Genomic DNA, 17954 nt, shown 5'->3' with positions numbered 1-17954 from the left:
ATGGCAACGCGACGTGGCTTTCTGGCATCGGTTCTGCTCACCGCATCCCTGCCGCAACTGACCTGGGCCGATGCGGGCGCGCCCGCCTATCTGGGTGCTGCAAAGGAACCCGATGGCAGTTTTGCGCTTTTCGGGCTTTCAGCGGCTGGCGAGGACAGGTTTCGCCTGCCCCTGCCGGCGCGCGGCCATGCCGGCGCCGCGCATCCGATGCGCCCGGAAGCGGTGATATTTGCGCGCAGGCCCGGCACCTTCGCGCGGGTGCTGGACTGTGTGACCGGCCAGGTCATGCACGATCTGGCCGCACCGCAAGGCGCGCATTTCAGCGGCCACGGCACCTATTCCGGCAATGGGGCCTTGCTGTTCACCGGCGAGGTGAACAATGCCAGCGGGCAGGGCCAGATCGGCATCTGGAATGTCGATGAGGGCTATGCGCGCCAGGGCAGTTTCGCCTCTGGCGGTATCGGGCCGCATGAAATCATGTTCTCGGTTCGCAACAACTTGCTGGTCGTGGCCAATGGCGGCATTCAGGCCGCGCTGGATGATGAGCGCACCACGCTGAACCTTGAAACCATGCAGCCGAACCTGACCTATCTGTCGCAGGGCGGCGAGGTTGTCGACCAGTTGCTTCTGCCCGCTGAACTTCGGCTCAACTCTATCCGGCATCTGGCGCAGGCCGCCGACGGCACGGTCGCCTTTGCCATGCAATGGCAGGGGGAAGCGGGCGTTGTCACCCCGCTTTTGGGCCTGCACCGCCCCGGCCAAAGCCCGGTTCTGGCAGAAATGCCCGACATGCTGGCGCTGCGGCTGAAGGGCTATGCCGGCAGCGTGGCCTTTTCGGGCGATGGCGCGCGCGTGGCCATAAGCTGTCCGCGCGGCGGGCTATTGGTGGTTTTTGACCGCGACGGAACGCTGCAAACCAGCCACTCACGCGCCGATATATGCGGGCTTGGCAGCGCGCCTGACGGGTTTTTTGCAACCGATGGTCTGGGCGGCATTGCCCGCGTGCAGAACGGGGCGCTGCACATGCTGAACGCCGCCCCACGCGCATGGGACAACCATTTGATTACCCTTTAGCGCGGCGGCAGGCGCACGGCCCCGTCCAGCCGGATGGTCGTGCCGTTCAGATAGGCGTTCTCGACAATCTGGCAGGCCATCAGCCCGAACTCCTCGGGCCTTCCCAGACGCGCCGGAAAGGGTATGTTCGCGGCGATCTGCGCGGTGGTCTCCGGTGGCAAAGCCTCCATCATCGGGGTGGAAAACAGGCCCGGCGCTATCGCCATCACCCGAATGCCCGGCTTGGCGAATTCGCGCGCGGCCGGCAGGCACATGGCGGCAATGGCCCCTTTGGACGCGGCATAGGCCGATTGGCCAACCTGCCCGTCTTCAAAGGCTGCCGAGGCGGTGTTGATGATCACGCCCCGCTCGCCGCTTGCAAGCGGTGCCAGCCCCATCATTGCCCGCGCAGCATAGGACATCACGTTGTAACTGCCGATCAGGTTCACGCGGATCACGCGCTCAAACAGCTCGAGTGCCAGCTTGCCCTCGCGCCCGACGATGCGCGCCGCCGAGGCGATGCCCGCGCAATTCACCACAATACGCGGCGCATCGCCGAAATGGGCGATGCTTTGCGCCACGGCGGCTTCAACCTCGGCGGCATTGGCCACATCGCATTTTATGGAAAATCCGCCAGTTTCAGCGGCAAGCTGCGCGCCCTTCCCGGCGTCAAAATCGAGTATCGCCACGCGCGCCCCGCGCGCCGCCATTGCGCGTGCCGTGGCCGCCCCAAGCCCGCTGCCGCCCCCGGTTATCAGTGCCACCTGCTGGTCAATCTGCATCGCGCGCCCCTGTTGTTACCACGGTATCACAAACAGCGTTATAACCGGAAACGCCACCAAAAGCGCCACCCGAAGCACATCGGAGGCGACATAAAACAGCACGGCGCGATAGGTGTCGCGGATCGGGGTTTCGCGGTCCATCGCGTTGATGATGAACAGATTCATGCCCACAGGCGGGGTGATCAGCCCGACCTCGACCACCACAAGCACCAGAATGCCGAACCAGATGGCCAGCTGTTCAAGGTTGATGGCGGCAAGCGCCCCGGCATTCACCCGCCGCAGCCCGAGCGCGGCAATCTGCTCGCGGCTCAGCTCTGCGCCTTGGGCGATTGCATCGCTGATCCCGGCCAGCATATCGGGCGCAAGCTCTGCCCCTTTGGCCAGGGCGGCGGTGGCGCGATTTGCATGAAGCTTGGCCATGCTGACAAAGGTAAAGTCCAGCCCCTGCACCACCGGCCAGAAAATAGGGATGGTGAGCAGGATCATCGACAGGCTGTCCATCAGACAGCCAAGCACAAGATAGAATGCCAGAATGATAACCAGCACCAGCCAGGGGTTCAGCCGCTGTTCCACCACAAAGGCCGCAAGCTCTTGGGGCACCTGTGACAGCGCCAGAAAGCCGTTGTAAAACGCCGCCCCCAGCACGATGAAGAAGATCATGGCCGTGGCGCGGCCGGTTTGAAGAAAACTTTCGGCAAGGGTTGCGCGGGTCAGCCCACCATTGAGCCGCGCGATGATGCCCGTGGCCAGCGCGCCCACGGCGGCCCCTTCGGTTGGCGTGAAAACGCCCGCATAAATGCCGCCCACCACGGCGACAAACACCAAAAGCACCGGCCAGACCCGCGCCAGCGCGGCAAAGCGTTCGCCATAGCCCATGCGCGGGCGAATGCCGGCCGCAGCCGGATACAGCCGCACATAGATCGAGATGACAATCACATAGCCCAATGCGGCCAGCAGGCCCGGAATGACGGCGGCAAGAAACAGTTTGGCGATGTTCTGCTCGGTCAATATGGCATAGATGACCAGCACGATAGAGGGGGGAATGAGAATGCCAAGCGTGCCGCCGGCCGCCAGAGTGGCGGTTGAAAACCCGCCGGAATAGCCATAGCGGCGCAGCTCGGGCAGGGCCACGCGGCCCATTGTGGCGGCGGTGGCCAGCGAGCTGCCGCAAATCGCCCCGAACCCCGCACAGGCGCCCACCGCCGCCATTGCCACACCGCCCCGCCTGTGCCCAAGCCAGCTTTCGGCGGCTTTGAACAGCGCCTGGCTCATCCCGCCCAGCGTGGCGAACTGGCCCATGAGCAGGAACATCGGAATGATGCTGAGCGCGTAGTTGGAAAAGCTCGTATAGGTTTCGGATTTCAGCCGCGCGAGCGGCTGCGTTGCATCGCCGGTGATGATGGTCAGCCCGACAAAACCCGTGACAAACATCGCCAGCCCGATGGGAATGCGCAGAAAGATCAGACCCAGCAGCGCGGGGAAGGAAAGCAGGCCAATGGCAAAATCGCTCACCTGTCGGCCCCGCGATTTTCGAAAGAGCTGGTGCCACCCAGGGCCGCGCCCCACTGCAAAACCGCCAGGTAAACGGCGACAAGCGCCGCGGCGACCGCCCCGATCAGGCTGGCGGCATAGGCCCACCACAGCGGAAATTCGAGCAGAAAGCTCGTTTGGCCTGAGCCGTATTTGCTGAGCAAGCCGCGCGCCAGTTGCACGGCGATCAGCACCAGAACGGCAGCGAACAGGGTATCGGAAACCCGTGCCAGCACCCGGTTGGCACGGGCCGACATGCGCGCGGTAAATACATCCACCGCCGCATGGCCGCCGCTGATCTGGCAGAGCGGCAGAAAGGCGAATACGGCAAAGGCCACGCCCGCTTCCACCAGCTCAAAATCTCCGTTGATCGGGCCAATGCCAAGCCCGAGCAGCCATGTGGCCAGCTCGGGCATCTGTGCCTGCGCCCAGGCGCCATGCAGCAGCCTGTTCAGGCTGCGCCCGAGGATCGACAGGCAGGTCAGCAGCACGAGCAGGCACAGCACGGCACCACCCAGATAGGCCATGATGCGCGCCAGTTTCAGCATGAAACGGTGCATGTTCAACCCGGTCCGGAGCATGGCGCGCGGCCTAGTTGGCGGCGCTGTATTCGGCCATGAGCGCGCGCGCCTCATCAATCAGCGCCTGCCCGTCTATGCCTTTCGTGGCCATTTCCGCAACCCAGGTATCATAGATCGGCGCGGCAAGCGCCTGCCAGCGTTCGGCCTCGGCCCGGGAAATGGTGATGATGTTGTTGCCCAGATCGACCGCAACCTGCCGCGCCGGGCCATCGGCGGCCTGCTGGGTATTGCCTGCAAATACCGAAAACTCCAGCCCGGAATTGGCATCGATCACGGCCTGCAAATCGGCCGGCAGGCTGTTATAGACATCCTCGTTCATGGCCAGCACAAAGGTCAGCGTATATAGCGCCGGGCCTTCAAATTCGGTGTGGTTGCCGACCAGTTCCGCCACTTTCAGCGAGGTTGTCACCTCCCAGGGCACGGTTGCGCCGTCTATCACGCCCTTGGACAGCGATTCTGAAACCGCGGGCACGGGCATCCCCACGGGGGTTGCGCCCAGAATTTCCAGAAGCTGGTTCACGAGCCGCGAGCCGCCGCGAATGCGCATCCCGACCAGATCATCCGGCGTTTGCACCGGATCGGCCGTATGAAACAGGCCCGGCCCATGCACCCAGGTGCCCAGCACATGCAGCCCTGAAAATTCGGTATCGGCCATATGCTCTTCAAACATTTTCCAATAGGCATAAGACGCGGCACCGGCATCGCTGACCATGAAGGGCAGTTCGAACACTTCGGTCGAAGGGAAGCGGCCCGGCGTATAGCCGACCACGGTCCAGATAATATCGGCCACACCGTCCTGCACCTGGTCGATCAGCTCGGGCGGAGTGCCGCCAAGCTGCATCGAGGGATAGCGCTCGATCTTGATACGGCCGGCTGAATCACGCTCGACATTATCGGCCCAGACATCGAGAATTTGGGCCGGCACGGTCGATTGCGCGGGCAAAAACTGGTGCAGTTTCAGGGTGAATTCCTGCGCCAATGCGCCGCTTGCAGCAATTGCCGCCAAAGCCGCCGCGCCAAAAAGCCCGAAAACAGTTCTACGGTTGGTCATGTTCATCCTCCATGAAACCTTTTCCGCCTTCGCCCTTTATGGGCAGGCGAATGCCCGGAATCATCCATCAATGTTTGCTTATTAGCGTCGCGGCGATGCGCCTGCGACGGGTCATGGCGCGAACCCTGTGCGCCATGCAACGTAGCGCCAAATATGCACATTTGGCGCGGCGCTGCAATCCCGACTATACCCGTTCGATGACCAAAGCGCTGCCCTGGCCAACGCCCACGCACATTGTGGCCAGCCCGTAGCGGCCGCCGCCGCGGCGTAGCTGATAGGCCGCCGCCATGACCAGCCGTGCGCCCGACATGCCCAGCGGGTGGCCCAGCGCGATGGCGCCGCCATTGGGGTTTACGTGATCGGCATCATCCGCCACGCCAAGCGCGCGCAATGTGGCCAGCGCCTGGCTTGCAAAGGCTTCGTTCAGCTCGATCACATCCATCTGGCCAATTGTCAGCCCCAGCCGCGCCAGCAGTTTCTGGCTCGCGGTCACGGGGCCAATGCCCATGATGCGCGGGGCCACACCGCTTGCCGCAAGGCCCAGAATGCGCGCGATGGGCTTTAGCCCATGCGCCTTGGCCGCCGCTTCCGAGGCGATGAGCAGCGCCGCCGCCCCGTCATTCACGCCCGAAGCGTTGCCAGCCGTCACAGCTAAATCCGCGCCGTTGATGCCCCTAAGCTTGGCCAGCTTTGCCGCGTCGGTATCGGGGCGGGGATGTTCATCCGTGTCCACAACGACCGCATCTCCCTTGCGCTGCGGGATGGTGACGGGGGTGATTTCATCGGCAAACAGCCCAGCCGCCTGCGCCCTGGCCCAGCGCGCCTGGCTGCGGGTGGCAAAGGCGTCCTGGTCGGCGCGCGTAATACCGTATTCGGCCGCCACATTATCGGCGGTTTGGGGCATTGAGTCTGTCCCATAATCCGCCTGCATTTTCGGGTTGATGAAGCGCCAGCCGATGGTCGTGTCATAAATTTCGGCGGTGCGCGCAAAGGCCGCTTGCGCCTTGGGCATGACAAACGGCGCGCGGCTCATGCTTTCCACACCACCGGCGATGATCATATCCTGATCGCCCGCGCGAATGGCCCGCGCCGCCATGCCCACCGCATCCAGCCCCGATGCGCAAAGCCGGTTGAGCGTGACGCCCGGCACCGTTTCGGGCAAGCCCGCCAGCAGCGCGGCCATGCGCGCCACATTGCGATTGTCTTCGCCCGCCTGGTTGGCCGCGCCGAAGATCACATCATCAAGCCCGGCCCAATCCAGCGACGGGTTGCGCGCCATGAGCGCGGCAATCGGCAATGCGGCCAGATCATCGGCGCGTATGCCCGACAAGGCACCGCCATAGCGGCCAATCGGGGTGCGGGTTGCGTCACAAATCAGGGCATCCATAGGGGCAGTCCGTTGGTTTGGGCGTGGCTGGTCTTGGTTTGCGGGAATTTTGCGGCTTTGGCAATCATCGCTCGACGCCAATTCACGCATTCGCTAGCCTTGGGCAAGCATAACAACCGATGGCCGCCCGCATATGTATGATGAAAATGACGCAACCGGCCTTGCGGCGCTTGTCGCCAAAGGTAAGGTTTCCCCCGATGAGCTGCTCGATGAGGCGCTTGCACGTGTGGCCGCGCGCAACCCCGCCATCAACGCCGTGGTGCTTGTGCAGGAAGACGTGGCGCGCAAATCCATTGCCAAAGGCCTGCCCGAGGGGCCGTTCAGGGGTGTGCCGTTCCTGCTGAAAGACCTTGGGGCCGAAGCGATAGATTTTCCCACGCATAGCGGCTCGCGGCTATCTGCCAACACGCGCTACAGCTATGACAGCGAAATTTTCAAACGGATGCGCGCCACGGGCGTGGTCACTTTCGGGCGCACGACATCGCCCGAGGGCGGGGTTGGCCCGGTGACAGAGGCGGCGGTCTATGGCGGCCCCACGCGCAACCCCTGGGGGTTGGCGCATACGTCGGGCGGCTCGTCGGGTGGTGCGGGGGCCGCGGTAGCGGCGGGCATTCTGCCAATGGCGCATGGCTCGGATGGTGGCGGTTCGGTGCGGATTCCTGCCTCTTCCTGCGGTTTGTTCGGCTTCAAGCCCACGCGCGGGCGCTTTCCCGACGGGCCAGCGGCGGGCGAAGGTTGGGCCGGCATGGCAATCGATGGTTTCCTCACCCGCTCCGTGCGCGACAATGCCGCGATGATGGATGCCTGTGCCGGCCCCGATCTTGGCGCGCCCTATGTCGCCCCGCCGCTGGAAAACGGCTATCTGGCCGCCATCCAGCGCCCGCCGCGCCGCTTGCGCATCGGGCTTTGCGATACGAATTTCAGCGGCCAGCCCATCCATGAAGATTGCGCCGAGGCTGTGGCCAAGGCGGGTGCCCTGCTGGAAAGCCTTGGCCATAGCGTGGCGCCAACCCGCCCCGATGCCGACCATATGGGCATGATGCGCGCCTGGACGCGCATTGTTGCCTGCGGTGGCGCGCTTTCCTTGCAGCAGGCCGTGGCCAGACGCGGCAAACCGCTGGCCGCGGATGATGTGCAGGGCATTTCGCGCGGCGCGCTGGCCTTTGGCAAAACCCTGAGCGGGGCCGACTATCTGGCGGCGGTCGAGAAAATCCACAGCTATGGCCGCGAAATGGCCCGCGCGCTCCAGCCCTATGATGTGCTGCTTTCGGCCACTTTGGCCGAGCCGCCTGCCAAGGTCGGCCGGTTTCACCATGACCGCGAGGATTTCGAGGCCTACCGGATTGGCAAGGGCGGGGTGTTTGAATATTCGCCCTTTTGTGCCGCCTTCAATGCCAGCGGCCAGCCTGCCGCCTCTGTGCCGCTGCATTGGAACGCGGCGGGCCTGCCGGTTGGGGTGCATCTGGCCGCGCAATTTGGCCAGGACGAGCTTCTCATCGCACTTTGTGCCGAGTTGGAAGCCGCGCAACCCTGGGCCGGCAAGCGGCCGGATTTCGCCTAGGAAACCGCCTTGCGCGTTATTCCGCGCAAGGCGCAGTTGCCTGTCGAATCTTGGCCAGCACCGTGTGATACTTGCCCGGACACGCGCCCGAAACATGGACCAGATGTGAGCAGAACCCTGAGACACCAACTGCTTGTTGCCGCACTTGCCGCAAGTATTGCAGGCGGGCTGGCCTGGCCCGCCAAACAGGTATCTGCCTTTGAAATATTCGGCATAAGGCTGTTTGGCAGCGACACCCCGCCTGCGGGCGGCTATGCGCTTACAATTGATGAAGGCAGCCTGACAAAGGCGTTGTTGCGCGATGTGCGCGCGGCCTCGACACTCTGGGCCAAGCGGCGCAGCGCGCTGGGTGAGGGTGACAATCTGCTGACAATGGCCAATGCCGATTATCGCGCCATTCTGGCCAGCCTGTATGCCAATGGCTATTACAGCCCGCAAATCTCGATCACGCTGAACGGGCGCGAGGCGGCCGACATCCCCTTTGATGCCGAAATCGGCAGCGGGGCAGATGTGGCGGTTTCTGTCATTCCCGGCCCGGCCTTCAGCTTTGGCGCCGTCAGCATTGGCCCGCTTGCACCCCCGGCCCAGCGCCGCAACGACCGTGTCGAGGCACCGGGGTCCACCGGGCTTGTGGCAGGTGCGCCCGCCCGTGCCGGCGCCATTGGCGATGCGACAGATCTTGCGATTGAGGCCTGGCGCCAGCAGGGCCACCCGCTGGCCAGCGTGGCGGCGCGCAGCATCACCGCCGATCATGCCCGCAGCGAAATGGATGTGCGTGCCACCATCGACCCCGGCCCGACCGCTGGCTATGGCCCTGTCACCTTTGGCGGCCAGACCCAGACGCATGACCATTTTCTGGCCCTGATGACCCGCCTGCCCGAAAATGCCCTGTTCGACCCTGACGACCTGGAGGCCATGCGCGCGCGGCTGTTGCGGCTGGGTGTGTTCAGTTCGGTGCGCATCGAAGAGGCCACGGCGCTCGATGAAAACGGGCAACTGCCCATAAATGTCAGCCTGCGCGAATTGCCCTTGCGGCGCGTTGGCGTTGGGCTGACACTGTCTTCGGTCGACGGGTTCGGGGCCGAAGCCTTCTGGTTTCACCGCAACCTGTTCGGGCATGGCGAGCGGCTGCGCTTTGACGCCGCCATTTCCGGCCTTGGCCTCGGGGTGGATTTCAGTGCCGCCGATTATGCGATCGGCGCCGCCTTCACCCGCCCCGGCGTGCTGTTGCCCGACCTCAATTTTGTGATGGAGTTTACCGCCGAGCGTGAAACCACATCCGGGTTTGTAACGCGCAATGCCGAATACCAGATCGGCTTTCAATACCGCACGGGCCCGTTCAGCGCCGATGCGGCCGGCTTTGCCGCCTATAGCGACATTGACGACGGTATCGGCTTTCAGCGCTATAACATGCTTGGCCTGCATTTGGGCGCGCGCTATGATCGGCGCGACAGCGAACTCGACCCGCGCCGCGGCTTTTACCTTGAAACCGAGCTTACCCCGTTCTGGGAATATCAGTCTGGCCAGGGCGGGCTGGCGGCCGTGCTTGAAGGGCGCGGCTATATCCCCCTTGGTGCGGACGAAAAATTTGTGCTGGCGGGGCGGGCGCGCATTGGCAGCCTGATGGGCTTTGATGCCAGCAACGCCCCGGCCAACATGTTGTTCTTGTCCGGCGGCGGCAATTCGGTGCGCGGCTATGGCTATAACAGCCGCGGCATTGGCAGCGGAACATCGCTTGCCGGTGGGCTGTCGCTGATCAACCTGTCGGTCGAGGCGCGCTGGGCAGTAAGCGAAACGTTTGGCCTGGTTGCCTTTGCCGATGCCGGGCTGGTGGGCAGCACCGCCCTGCCGGGCGAAACGGGTGAGTGGCATACCGGCATTGGCCTTGGTCTGCGCTATCAAACCGGGCTTGGCCCGCTGCGCGTGGATATTGCGCGCGGGCTGAACCGGCAAAGCGGAGATCCGGAAGTGGCGCTTTATATCGGTCTGGGGCAGGCGTTTTGAACATTCGGCAGATCATACTCACCGGCACGCTGCTGCTGGCCACGCTTGCCAGGCCCGTGCTGGCGCAAGACAGCGAAAACGGCGCGATCCTGTCCTGGATCGAGGAGTCCATCTCCAGCCCCGGCAGAATGATCAGCATTCGCGGGGTCGAAGGCGCGCTAAGCTCATCGGCGCGGATTGCCGAAATCACCATTGCCGATGAAGATGGCGTCTGGCTGCAATTGCGCGATGCGCAGATCGACTGGCGGCGCACGGCCCTGCTGCGCGGACGGCTGGAAATTGACAATCTGCAAGCCGGGCAGATCAACTTCATCCGCAAACCCCTGCCAATGGATAGCGGCCCGAGCCCCGAAGCCAGCGGCTTCAACCTGCCGGATTTGCCGGTCGATATCGAAATCAGGAACGTCTCCAGCGATGACATCCGCCTTGGGCAGGATGTGATCGGGCTGGAAGCGCAGCTTGCCCTGCAGGCCGCCTTCACGCTGAATGGCGAGGGGCTGAATGCCGAGCTTGGTGCCACGCGGCGCGACGGGGCGGGGGGCGATATTGCGCTGTCCTTGCGCTATACGCGGCAAAGCACCGAATTTGTTATCGATGCCACGGTGAACGAACCTCAGGGTGGTGTCATCGCCAATGCGCTTGGCCTTGACGGCGCACCGGCGCTGGCCGCGCAGGTTTCGGGCGCGGGAATACTCGACAATCTGACCGTAACGCTTGGGGTGGATGTTGGCGGCGCGCGGCTGATCGCGGGGCAGGTGCAACTGGCCGACTATGCCGATGGCCGCAGCCTGGAACTGGCGCTGAGCGGGCAGATCGCCGGGCTTTTGCCCCAGTCCTATCGCCCGTTTTTCGAGGGTGAAAGCGCAATTGCCGCGCAAGGTATTCTGCGTGAAGCCGGCGGGATGCGGCTGGACCAACTGACGGTGGACACCGCCGAAATGCAGATCAATGGCAGCCTTGATACCGCTGATGACGGGTTCATACGCCGCGCAAACCTGTCCATTGCCATTGCCCGCGCCAATGGCACGCCGGTCACGCTTCCCTTTGGAAATGCGATTGCCCTGGCCGCGGCCCGGCTGAACCTGAGCTACGGCGAGGCGCAAAACGGCCGTTACACGCTCGATTTCACGGCGCAGAACCTTGTTGTGCCGGGCTTTGATATTGCCGAAATTTCGGGCGCCGCCTCGGGCTTGGCGCTGAACCTCGATACGCCCGAAGCGCGCGCCATCAGCGGCGAATTCAGCGGTGCGCTCAGCGGCGTTGTGCCGGATTCCGCGGCAACCGCACAGGCGCTTGGCAGCGAAATTGCGCTTTCTGCCGCCTGGGATTGGGAAAGCGGTGCGCCGCTGAACCTGCAATCGGCCAGCCTGTCGAGCAAGGGTTTGCAGCTTGGCGCCAGGGGCGGGATTGCCGGGGTCAGCTTTAACGGCGAGATCGACGCGACCATCGCCGATTTGAGCGCGTTTTCGGCACTTGCCGGGCGCGATATTGCCGGTGCGATCGCGCTGACGCTGAACGGGCAACTGCCGCTTCTGGGCGGGCAGGTCGATGTCGAGATCGACGCGACCGGCGAAAATCTGCAAATAAGCCAGCCGCAGTTTGACGCCCTGTTCGCAGGGGCAAGCACCGTCACCGGGCGCGTTTTGCGCAACGAGGACGGGGTGACGCTTGACGGGCTTGTGCTGACCAGCCCGCTGGCCAATCTGGCGATGGGCGGCAATCTGAACAGTGACACGCTCAACCTTACCGGCACGGCCGAACTCAGCGATATCGCCCCGCTGATAGCGGAGCTTTCAGGCCCGGCCAGGCTGCGGTTTCGCGCCTCTGGCCCGCATGAGGCGCTGGCGTTTGGCGCGGGGCTTGACACCGCGCTTGGGGCAAGTGCGAATGTTGAAGGCACGCTGGGCACCCTGCTTGATGTGAATGCCCGCTTCGCCAATCTGCCCTTTGCGGCCCTGTCCAGCTTCGCACCCGAACTGGGGCTGGTCGGCACAGGCTCGGGGCAAGCGCGGATCGGCGGCAGCGTTGATGACCCGCAGCTTGCATTTTCTGCCGAGGTTACGGGTTTTGGCGCGACACTGGCGCAAGGCAATGGCCTGCCGCTGCTGGATATACGCGCAAACGGCACGGCCAGTGCGCGGCAGATCCGGCTGGATTCGGCCGAAATTTCCGGCGATGGCGGGCTCAATCTGCAACTGGCGGGCGATGTTGCGCTGGATGCAAGAACGCTTGATTTGCGCGCTGGTTTTGAAAGCCTGCCGCTTGCGCTTGCCAACGGGTTTGCCCAAGGTCTGGGGCTTGCGGGCCAGGGCACAGGCCAGCTTCAGCTGACCGGCAGCTTTGATGACCCGCGCGCCGATTTCACCGCCGAGATTGCGGGTTTCGGCGCTGCTTTGGCGCGCGATTACGGGCTTGGGGCGCTGAATATTAGCGCAAGCGGAAATGCCAGCCTGCAACAGATCAACCTGACCTCTGCCACATTTTCCGGTGCCGGCATTGCCATGACGCTGTCAGGCACGGTCGCGCTGGACCGTCAACTGCTGGATTTGCGCGCAGCAGGCCAGGTGCCGCTCGCGCTGAGCCGGCGCTTTTTGGAAAGCGCGGGGATCGGGCTGACCGGTCAGGCCGATTTTGCGCTGACCATCGGCGGCAGTTTTGACAGCCCCGCTTTCGAAGGGCGCGCCGCAACCAGCGGGGCCAGCCTTTATGCCCCCGCCTATCGCGTGCGGCTCGACAATCTGGACCTGCGCACGAATATCACCCGCGATGCCCTTAACATTGCCAGCGCCACGGCCGATTTTCAGGGTGGCGGACAGATCAGCCTGAACGGGCGCATCGGCCTTGGCGCGGGGTTTCCGGCGGCGCTTGTGGCCGAGCTTGACAGGCTCACCTATTCCGATGGCGAGATGGTCACCACCACCCTGAATGCCAGCCTTGCGCTGAGCGGCCCGGTTCTGACGGCCCCGCAGCTTTCAGGGCGGGTGGATCTGCTCAACACCGAAATCCAAATTCCAAGCGGGTTCGGCGCGGCCGCCATTCCCGACATCACCCATATCAACATTCCCCGCCCCGTGCGGCGCACGCAGTTGCGCGCGGGCCTGGAGCCGGAAGCCGCCAGGGCCGGGGCGCCCTTTGCGATGGGGCTGGATGTGGCCGTATCTTCGAACGGGCGGATTTTCGTGCGCGGGCGCGGCCTGGATGCCGAGCTTGGCGGCACTCTGCGCGTGACCGGGCGCAGCGGCAATCTGGCCACCACCGGCCAGTTCGACCTTGTGCGCGGACGCATGGATTTGCTGGGCCAGCGGCTGGTTTTCACCCAGGGCAGCGCGCGCCTGCTTGGCCGCCTGATCCCGATTCTGGATTTACGCGCCCAAACCCGCAGCGGCGACTATACGATCAACCTGCAACTGGCAGGCCCGGCCACGGCACCCGACATCATCCTGTCATCCGTGCCCGAATTGCCGCAAGACGAGGTTCTTGCCCAGCTTGTTTTCGCACGCGGCATAGACTCGCTTTCACCGTTCCAGATCGCCCAGTTGGCCAGCAGCCTGGCCGTGCTGAGCGGGCGGTCCAACGGTGGTTTGCTTACGCGCCTGCGCGAAGCCTCCGGGCTCGACAATCTCGATGTGCAATCTGTCGATGGGGCAACCTCGGTCACGGCGGGGGGATATCTGCAAGACAATCTCTATTCAGAGGTTGAAATCAACGACCAGGGCGATGCGAGCCTGAGCATCAATATCGACATTATCGACGGTCTGCGCGGGCGCGCCGCGCAGGGCAGTGGCGGCGATACCAGTATCGGAATTTTCTTTGAGCGGGATTATTGAACCCCGCCCGCATTTCAGCCGCTAACGCACCACATAGACCGAACAATTGGCATGGCGCACGACCCGCGCGGCATTGGGGCCAAGCAGAAAATCTTTCAGATCGGGGCGGTGGGCGCCAATGACGATGAGATCGGCCTCGTTGATCCTTGCGGTTTTCAGCACTTCTTCATAGACATTGCCAACGCTGATGATGCGCCGCACGCTGGCCGAACGTTCGACGCCCAAAACATCGACGACCAGCGATTTGAGCTTCACGCCCGCCGTATCGCGCGCCGAGGTTACGGCATGGTCCTTGAAATACGCACCCACCACGGTTGAGCCGAAATCCGGCATCACGGTGATCACGTCAAGCTGCGCATCATGCGCCATCGCCATTTCATTGGCCACTTCAAGCAGGCGGTGCTGCTCATCCGGGCGGTTGATGTCGACCGAGCATAGGATTGTGTCCATCATGCCGTGGCTCCTTTCAGCGCGTGGGTTCTGGCGCGGCGCATCTGCACAAAGCCGACAAGGCCCAGCAACAACAATGCCGGAATGAAGATCAACTCCTTCGGCAACTGGCTGGCCGGCGAGGTGACGGCAGTGATCGACACAACCTCGTCGCCGTAAAAGTCGAAATCCGCTAGCGTTTCGCCAAATTCGCTGCCGAAAGCCGGCTCGTCCAGACGCTGCACACCGTCTTCGGGGATGAGGATGATGCCCAGCGCATCGAGCCGTGCCTCGGCCCCGTCAACATCGGGGGTAAGAATGCGAACGGTCACATCCTTCATTTCCAGCGTGTCAAAGTCGGGGCCGGATATTACAAGCCTGAAGGGGCTGCCCGGTTCGGCATTGGCCAAAGCCTCGCTAAAACCTGCCGGGTCAGTTTCATCGAAGGGCGCCTGAATCTGGTCCATGAAAATGCCGGGGCGGAACAGCGCCAGCGCAATGGCCAGCAGCGCCACGGTTTCCCAGATACGGCTTTTGGTCATGAACCAGCCCATTGTGGCGGCGGTGAACACCAAAATCCCGATGGTGGAGACCACGAACACGATGATCCCCTGATACCAGGTGACATTGATCAACAGCAGATCGGTATTGAAGATGAACACGAAGGGCAGGGCCACGGTGCGCAGGCTGTAAAAGAACGCAATGAAGCCGGTGCGGATGGCATCACCCCCCGACACGGCGGCAGCAGCGAAACTCGCCAGCCCCACAGGCGGTGTGACATCGGCCATGATGCCGAAATAGAACACGAACAGATGCACGGCTATCAGCGGCACGATCAGCCCGGATTGCGCGCCAAGCTCCACCACAACGCTGACCATAAGTGAGGATACAACGATGTAGTTGGCCGTGGTCGGCAGGCCCATGCCCAGTATCAGCGACAGGATCGCCACGAAAATCAGCATCAGGACAAGGTTGCCGCCCGACAGGAATTCGACAAACTCGGCCATGACCTGCCCGATACCGGTCAGCGAAACCGTGCCGACGATGATGCCGGCAGTGGCCGTTGCAAGGCCGATGCCGATCATGTTGCGCGACCCGTCGATCATGCCGTCGATCAGGTCTTTGAACCCGTCCTTCAGGCGGCTGATGGCATTGGCTTCGCCACGAAAGAAGGCTTTCAGGGATTTCTGTGTCAGCAGAATGCCAAACAGCAGGAAGGTCGCCCAAAAGGCCGACAGGCCCGGCGATTTACGCTCGATCATCAGAAAATAGACCAGCACGATGATCGGCAGCAGGTAGTAAAGCCCGGATTTGTAGATTTTCGCAAGGTCGGGCAGTTCTACCACCTCGGCATTCGGGTCATCCGGCTCCAGATCTTCGGATTTGGAGGCCAGCCAGATCAGCGCCAGATAGACCAGCCCCAGAAGCGCGGCCAGCACCCATCCGGCACCGTTGGGCACCAGCGAGACAATGGCCTGCACGGGGTATTGCGTGGCATAGCACAAAGCCGCGAAACCGGCGAAAAATGCAAACATGCCGCCGATCGTGCGGCCCATTGAAACCACCTTGTTGCCGATTGTCGGCATTCTGGTTTTGACCGCTTCAAGATGCACGATATAGACCAGCGCGATATAGGAGATGACGGCAGGCAGGAAGGCGCTGGTAATCACCTCGACATAGGAAATGCCGACATATTCCACCATCAGAAAGGCCGCAGCCCCCATGACCGGTGGCATGATCTGCCCGTTGACCGAGCTTGCCACTTCGACCGCGCCCGCCTTTTCCGAGGAAAAGCCAACGCGTTTCATCAGCGGAATGGTGAAGGTGCCGGTGGTCACGACATTGGCGATGGACGAGCCCGAAATCAGCCCCGTGGCCGCCGAGCCGACAACCGCCGCCTTGGCCGGGCCGCCGCGCAGATGCCCGAGCGCACCAAAGGCCATTTTGATGAAGTAATTGCCCGCCCCCGCCTTGTCGAGCAGGGCGCCGAACAGCACGAACAGGAACACGAATTTGGTGGAAACGCCCAGCGCAATGCCAAACACCCCTTCGGATGTGATCCACATATGGCTCATCGCCTTGCGCAGGCTGGCCCCGGCCCAGCGAATCTGGTCGGGCACCATTTCGGATGAGCCGAAGAACACATAAGCAAGGAAGATAACCGCCAGCGCGACCATGACGGGGCCAAGCACGCGATAGGCCGCAATGAACAGCACGATCAGCCCGGCCAGCGCGAACAACGCGTCGCTATCATCGGCAAGGCCGCCATTGGAAACGATCTTGGCGTAGAAGAAATAGCCGTAAAGCGCAAGAAATGCGCCGCCAAGGCCAAGCACCCAGTCATACCAGGGGATATAGTCGCGCGGGCTCGACCTGAACAATGGATAGGCCATTGCCGCAAGGAACACCGCGAAGGCCAGATGAATCTGGCGGGAATTGTTGATCAGGTCGCCGGGCAGGATATAGGGCGCCACGGGCGAGGCCAGAAGCACCTGGAATATGGCCCAGATCAGCGCAACAGCAGCCACAAACAGGCCAACACTGCCAACCGGGCTACGCGCGCCGCTATCGCTGGCGGCGACCAGTTCCTGAAGCTCTTCCTCACTCAACGCGCGTTTTTCTGATTTTGACATATGCCCCCCTGTCGCCGATTTCCGGCTGGTTTTGTGCTGTCAGCCCCGGCCCTTTTGAAGGCGGGTATCCGGTGGCAACGCATCGCCACCGGACCTGTTTTGGTTTTAGTGTCGACGCAAACGCCTACTCGATCAAGCCGGCTTCGCGGTAGTAACGCTCGGCCCCGGGGTGAAGCGGCGCCGACAGGCCTGCGGTTGCCATTTCGGCAGGGTCAAGATTGGCGAAGGCCGGGTGCAAACCGCGGAAGTCTTCGAAATTGTCAAAGACCGCCTTGACCAGCACATATACAACATCGTCCGACACATCGGCCGAGGTTACGAGTGTGGCACCCACACCGAAGGTGGTGACATCCTCATCATTGCCACGATACATGCCGCCCGGAATAACCGCGGTGCGGTAGAAGGGGTTGTCGGCAATCAGCGCCTCGATTTCGGGGCCGGATACCTCGACCAGCACGGAATCACAGGCGGTGGTGGCTTCCTGGATCGAGCCGGAAGGATGGCCAACGGTATAGACCATCGCGTCGATCTGGTTGTCACACAAGGCGGCCGACTGTTCGGCGGCCTTAAGCTCGGTGGCAAGCGCAAAATCGTCGGTTGTCCAGCCCATAGCCTCCATGACAACTTCCATCGTGCCGCGCTGGCCTGAACCGGGGTTGCCGATATTCACGCGCTTGCCAAGCAGGTCTTCAAACGAGGTGATCCCGCTATCGGCCCGCGCCACAATGGTGAACGGCTCCGGATGGATGGAGAAAACCGCGCGCAGTTTTTCAAACGGGCCTGCATCGGCAAAGGACGATGTGCCGTTATAGGCATGATACTGCCAGTCGGACTGGGCCACACCGAATTCCAGCTCGCCCTCGCGAATGGTGTTGATGTTATAGACCGACCCGCCGGTCGATTCCACCGAACAGCGCACGCCGTGGTCGCGGCGGTCTTTGTTCACAAGCCGGCAGATGGCGCCGCCTGTCGGATAATAAACACCCGTCACACCGCCGGTGCCGATTGTGATGAACTCCTGGGCAATGGCGGCGGGTGCCATCAGCGTTGCCGCAACAACGCCCAGCGCCGCATATTTCAGTTTATCAAACATCATAGTCTCCCTTTGGTTATTGA

At 62.8% G+C, this 17954-nt stretch carries 12 protein-coding genes; 4 read left to right on the top strand and 8 right to left on the bottom strand.

Annotation, left to right across the window (positions count from 1 at the left end):
* Complete coding sequence (locus LGT41_RS05495) at positions 1–1074, top strand: DUF1513 domain-containing protein (protein WP_274129081.1); 1074 nt, start codon at positions 1–3, stop codon at positions 1072–1074.
* Here the strand turns inward: LGT41_RS05495 and LGT41_RS05490 are convergent.
* The 5 genes from LGT41_RS05490 to pcaF all read right to left on the bottom strand — a co-directional run bounded on the left by LGT41_RS05490 (position 1071) and on the right by pcaF (position 6384).
* Positions 1071–1835 carry an SDR family NAD(P)-dependent oxidoreductase gene (locus tag LGT41_RS05490; protein ID WP_274129080.1) on the bottom strand — a complete coding sequence of 255 codons (765 nt, stop codon included), beginning with the start codon at positions 1833–1835 and terminating at the stop codon, positions 1071–1073. The two genes, LGT41_RS05495 and LGT41_RS05490, sit on opposite strands and share 4 nt — an antisense overlap.
* A gap of 15 nt (positions 1836–1850) precedes the next feature.
* Complete coding sequence (locus tag LGT41_RS05485; protein ID WP_274129079.1) at positions 1851–3347, bottom strand: TRAP transporter large permease; 1497 nt, start codon at positions 3345–3347, stop codon at positions 1851–1853.
* Positions 3344–3925: a TRAP transporter small permease gene (locus LGT41_RS05480; protein WP_274129669.1), complete on the bottom strand. Its 582-nt coding sequence runs from the start codon at positions 3923–3925 to the stop codon at positions 3344–3346. The genes LGT41_RS05485 and LGT41_RS05480 overlap by 4 nt, the downstream gene beginning before the upstream one ends.
* Positions 3926–3956: 31 nt before the next feature.
* A complete protein-coding gene (locus LGT41_RS05475; RefSeq protein WP_274129077.1) occupies positions 3957–4997 on the bottom strand; it encodes a TRAP transporter substrate-binding protein in 1041 nt (346 codons plus the stop codon).
* Positions 4998–5181: 184 nt separating this feature from the next.
* Positions 5182–6384, bottom strand: coding sequence for a 3-oxoadipyl-CoA thiolase (gene pcaF / locus LGT41_RS05470; protein ID WP_274129076.1), 1203 nt, complete (start codon positions 6382–6384; stop codon positions 5182–5184).
* A gap of 133 nt (positions 6385–6517) precedes the next feature.
* On the opposite strand from pcaF, the gene LGT41_RS05465 reads away from it, so the two are divergent.
* The 3 genes from LGT41_RS05465 (at position 6518) to LGT41_RS05455 (ending at position 13776) form a co-directional block, all read left to right on the top strand.
* On the top strand, positions 6518–7945 hold the full coding sequence (locus LGT41_RS05465; RefSeq protein ID WP_274129075.1) for an amidase: 1428 nt from the start codon (positions 6518–6520) through the stop codon (positions 7943–7945).
* A gap of 105 nt (positions 7946–8050) precedes the next feature.
* The gene (locus tag LGT41_RS05460; protein WP_274129074.1) at positions 8051–9949 is read left to right on the top strand and encodes an autotransporter assembly complex protein TamA; all 1899 of its coding nucleotides are present in this window, start codon (positions 8051–8053) and stop codon (positions 9947–9949) included.
* Entirely contained in the window at positions 9946–13776 is a 3831-nt protein-coding gene (locus tag LGT41_RS05455) for a translocation/assembly module TamB domain-containing protein (RefSeq protein ID WP_274129073.1), read from the top strand. The genes LGT41_RS05460 and LGT41_RS05455 overlap by 4 nt, the downstream gene beginning before the upstream one ends.
* Positions 13777–13797: 21 nt before the next feature.
* Here the strand turns inward: LGT41_RS05455 and LGT41_RS05450 are convergent, their stop codons facing one another.
* From LGT41_RS05450 to LGT41_RS05440, 3 genes are all read right to left on the bottom strand, one after another.
* Complete coding sequence (locus LGT41_RS05450) at positions 13798–14229, bottom strand: universal stress protein (RefSeq protein ID WP_274129072.1); 432 nt, start codon at positions 14227–14229, stop codon at positions 13798–13800.
* Positions 14226–16838, bottom strand: coding sequence for a TRAP transporter permease (locus LGT41_RS05445; RefSeq protein ID WP_274129071.1), 2613 nt, complete (start codon positions 16836–16838; stop codon positions 14226–14228). Before LGT41_RS05445 ends, LGT41_RS05450 begins: the two co-directional genes overlap by 4 nt.
* Positions 16839–16962: 124 nt before the next feature.
* Entirely contained in the window at positions 16963–17931 is a 969-nt protein-coding gene (locus LGT41_RS05440) for a TAXI family TRAP transporter solute-binding subunit (protein ID WP_274129668.1), read from the bottom strand.
* Between the last annotated feature and the right edge of the window lie 23 nt (positions 17932–17954).

The sequence above is a fragment of the Abyssibius alkaniclasticus genome (assembly GCF_020447305.1).
GTDB lineage: Bacteria > Pseudomonadota > Alphaproteobacteria > Rhodobacterales > Rhodobacteraceae > Abyssibius > Abyssibius alkaniclasticus.
The sequence above is the reverse complement of the archived record's forward strand: the minus strand, read 5'-3'. Positions and strand labels throughout refer to the sequence as shown.

Bases quoted from the DNA above. Each gene is read 5' to 3' on its own strand.
- LGT41_RS05495 (WP_274129081.1), top strand. From the start codon at position 1: ATGGCAACGCGACGTGGCTTTCTGGCATCGGTTCTGCTCACCGCATCC.
- LGT41_RS05490 (WP_274129080.1), bottom strand. From the start codon at position 1,835: ATGCAGATTGACCAGCAGGTGGCACTGATAACCGGGGGCGGCAGCGGG.
- LGT41_RS05480 (WP_274129669.1), bottom strand. From the start codon at position 3,925: ATGCACCGTTTCATGCTGAAACTGGCGCGCATCATGGCCTATCTGGGT.
- LGT41_RS05475 (WP_274129077.1), bottom strand. From the start codon at position 4,997: ATGACCAACCGTAGAACTGTTTTCGGGCTTTTTGGCGCGGCGGCTTTG.
- pcaF (WP_274129076.1), bottom strand. From the start codon at position 6,384: ATGGATGCCCTGATTTGTGACGCAACCCGCACCCCGATTGGCCGCTAT.
- LGT41_RS05465 (WP_274129075.1), top strand. From the start codon at position 6,518: ATGTATGATGAAAATGACGCAACCGGCCTTGCGGCGCTTGTCGCCAAA.
- LGT41_RS05450 (WP_274129072.1), bottom strand. From the start codon at position 14,229: ATGATGGACACAATCCTATGCTCGGTCGACATCAACCGCCCGGATGAG.
- LGT41_RS05445 (WP_274129071.1), bottom strand. From the start codon at position 16,838: ATGTCAAAATCAGAAAAACGCGCGTTGAGTGAGGAAGAGCTTCAGGAA.
- LGT41_RS05440 (WP_274129668.1), bottom strand. From the start codon at position 17,931: ATGTTTGATAAACTGAAATATGCGGCGCTGGGCGTTGTTGCGGCAACG.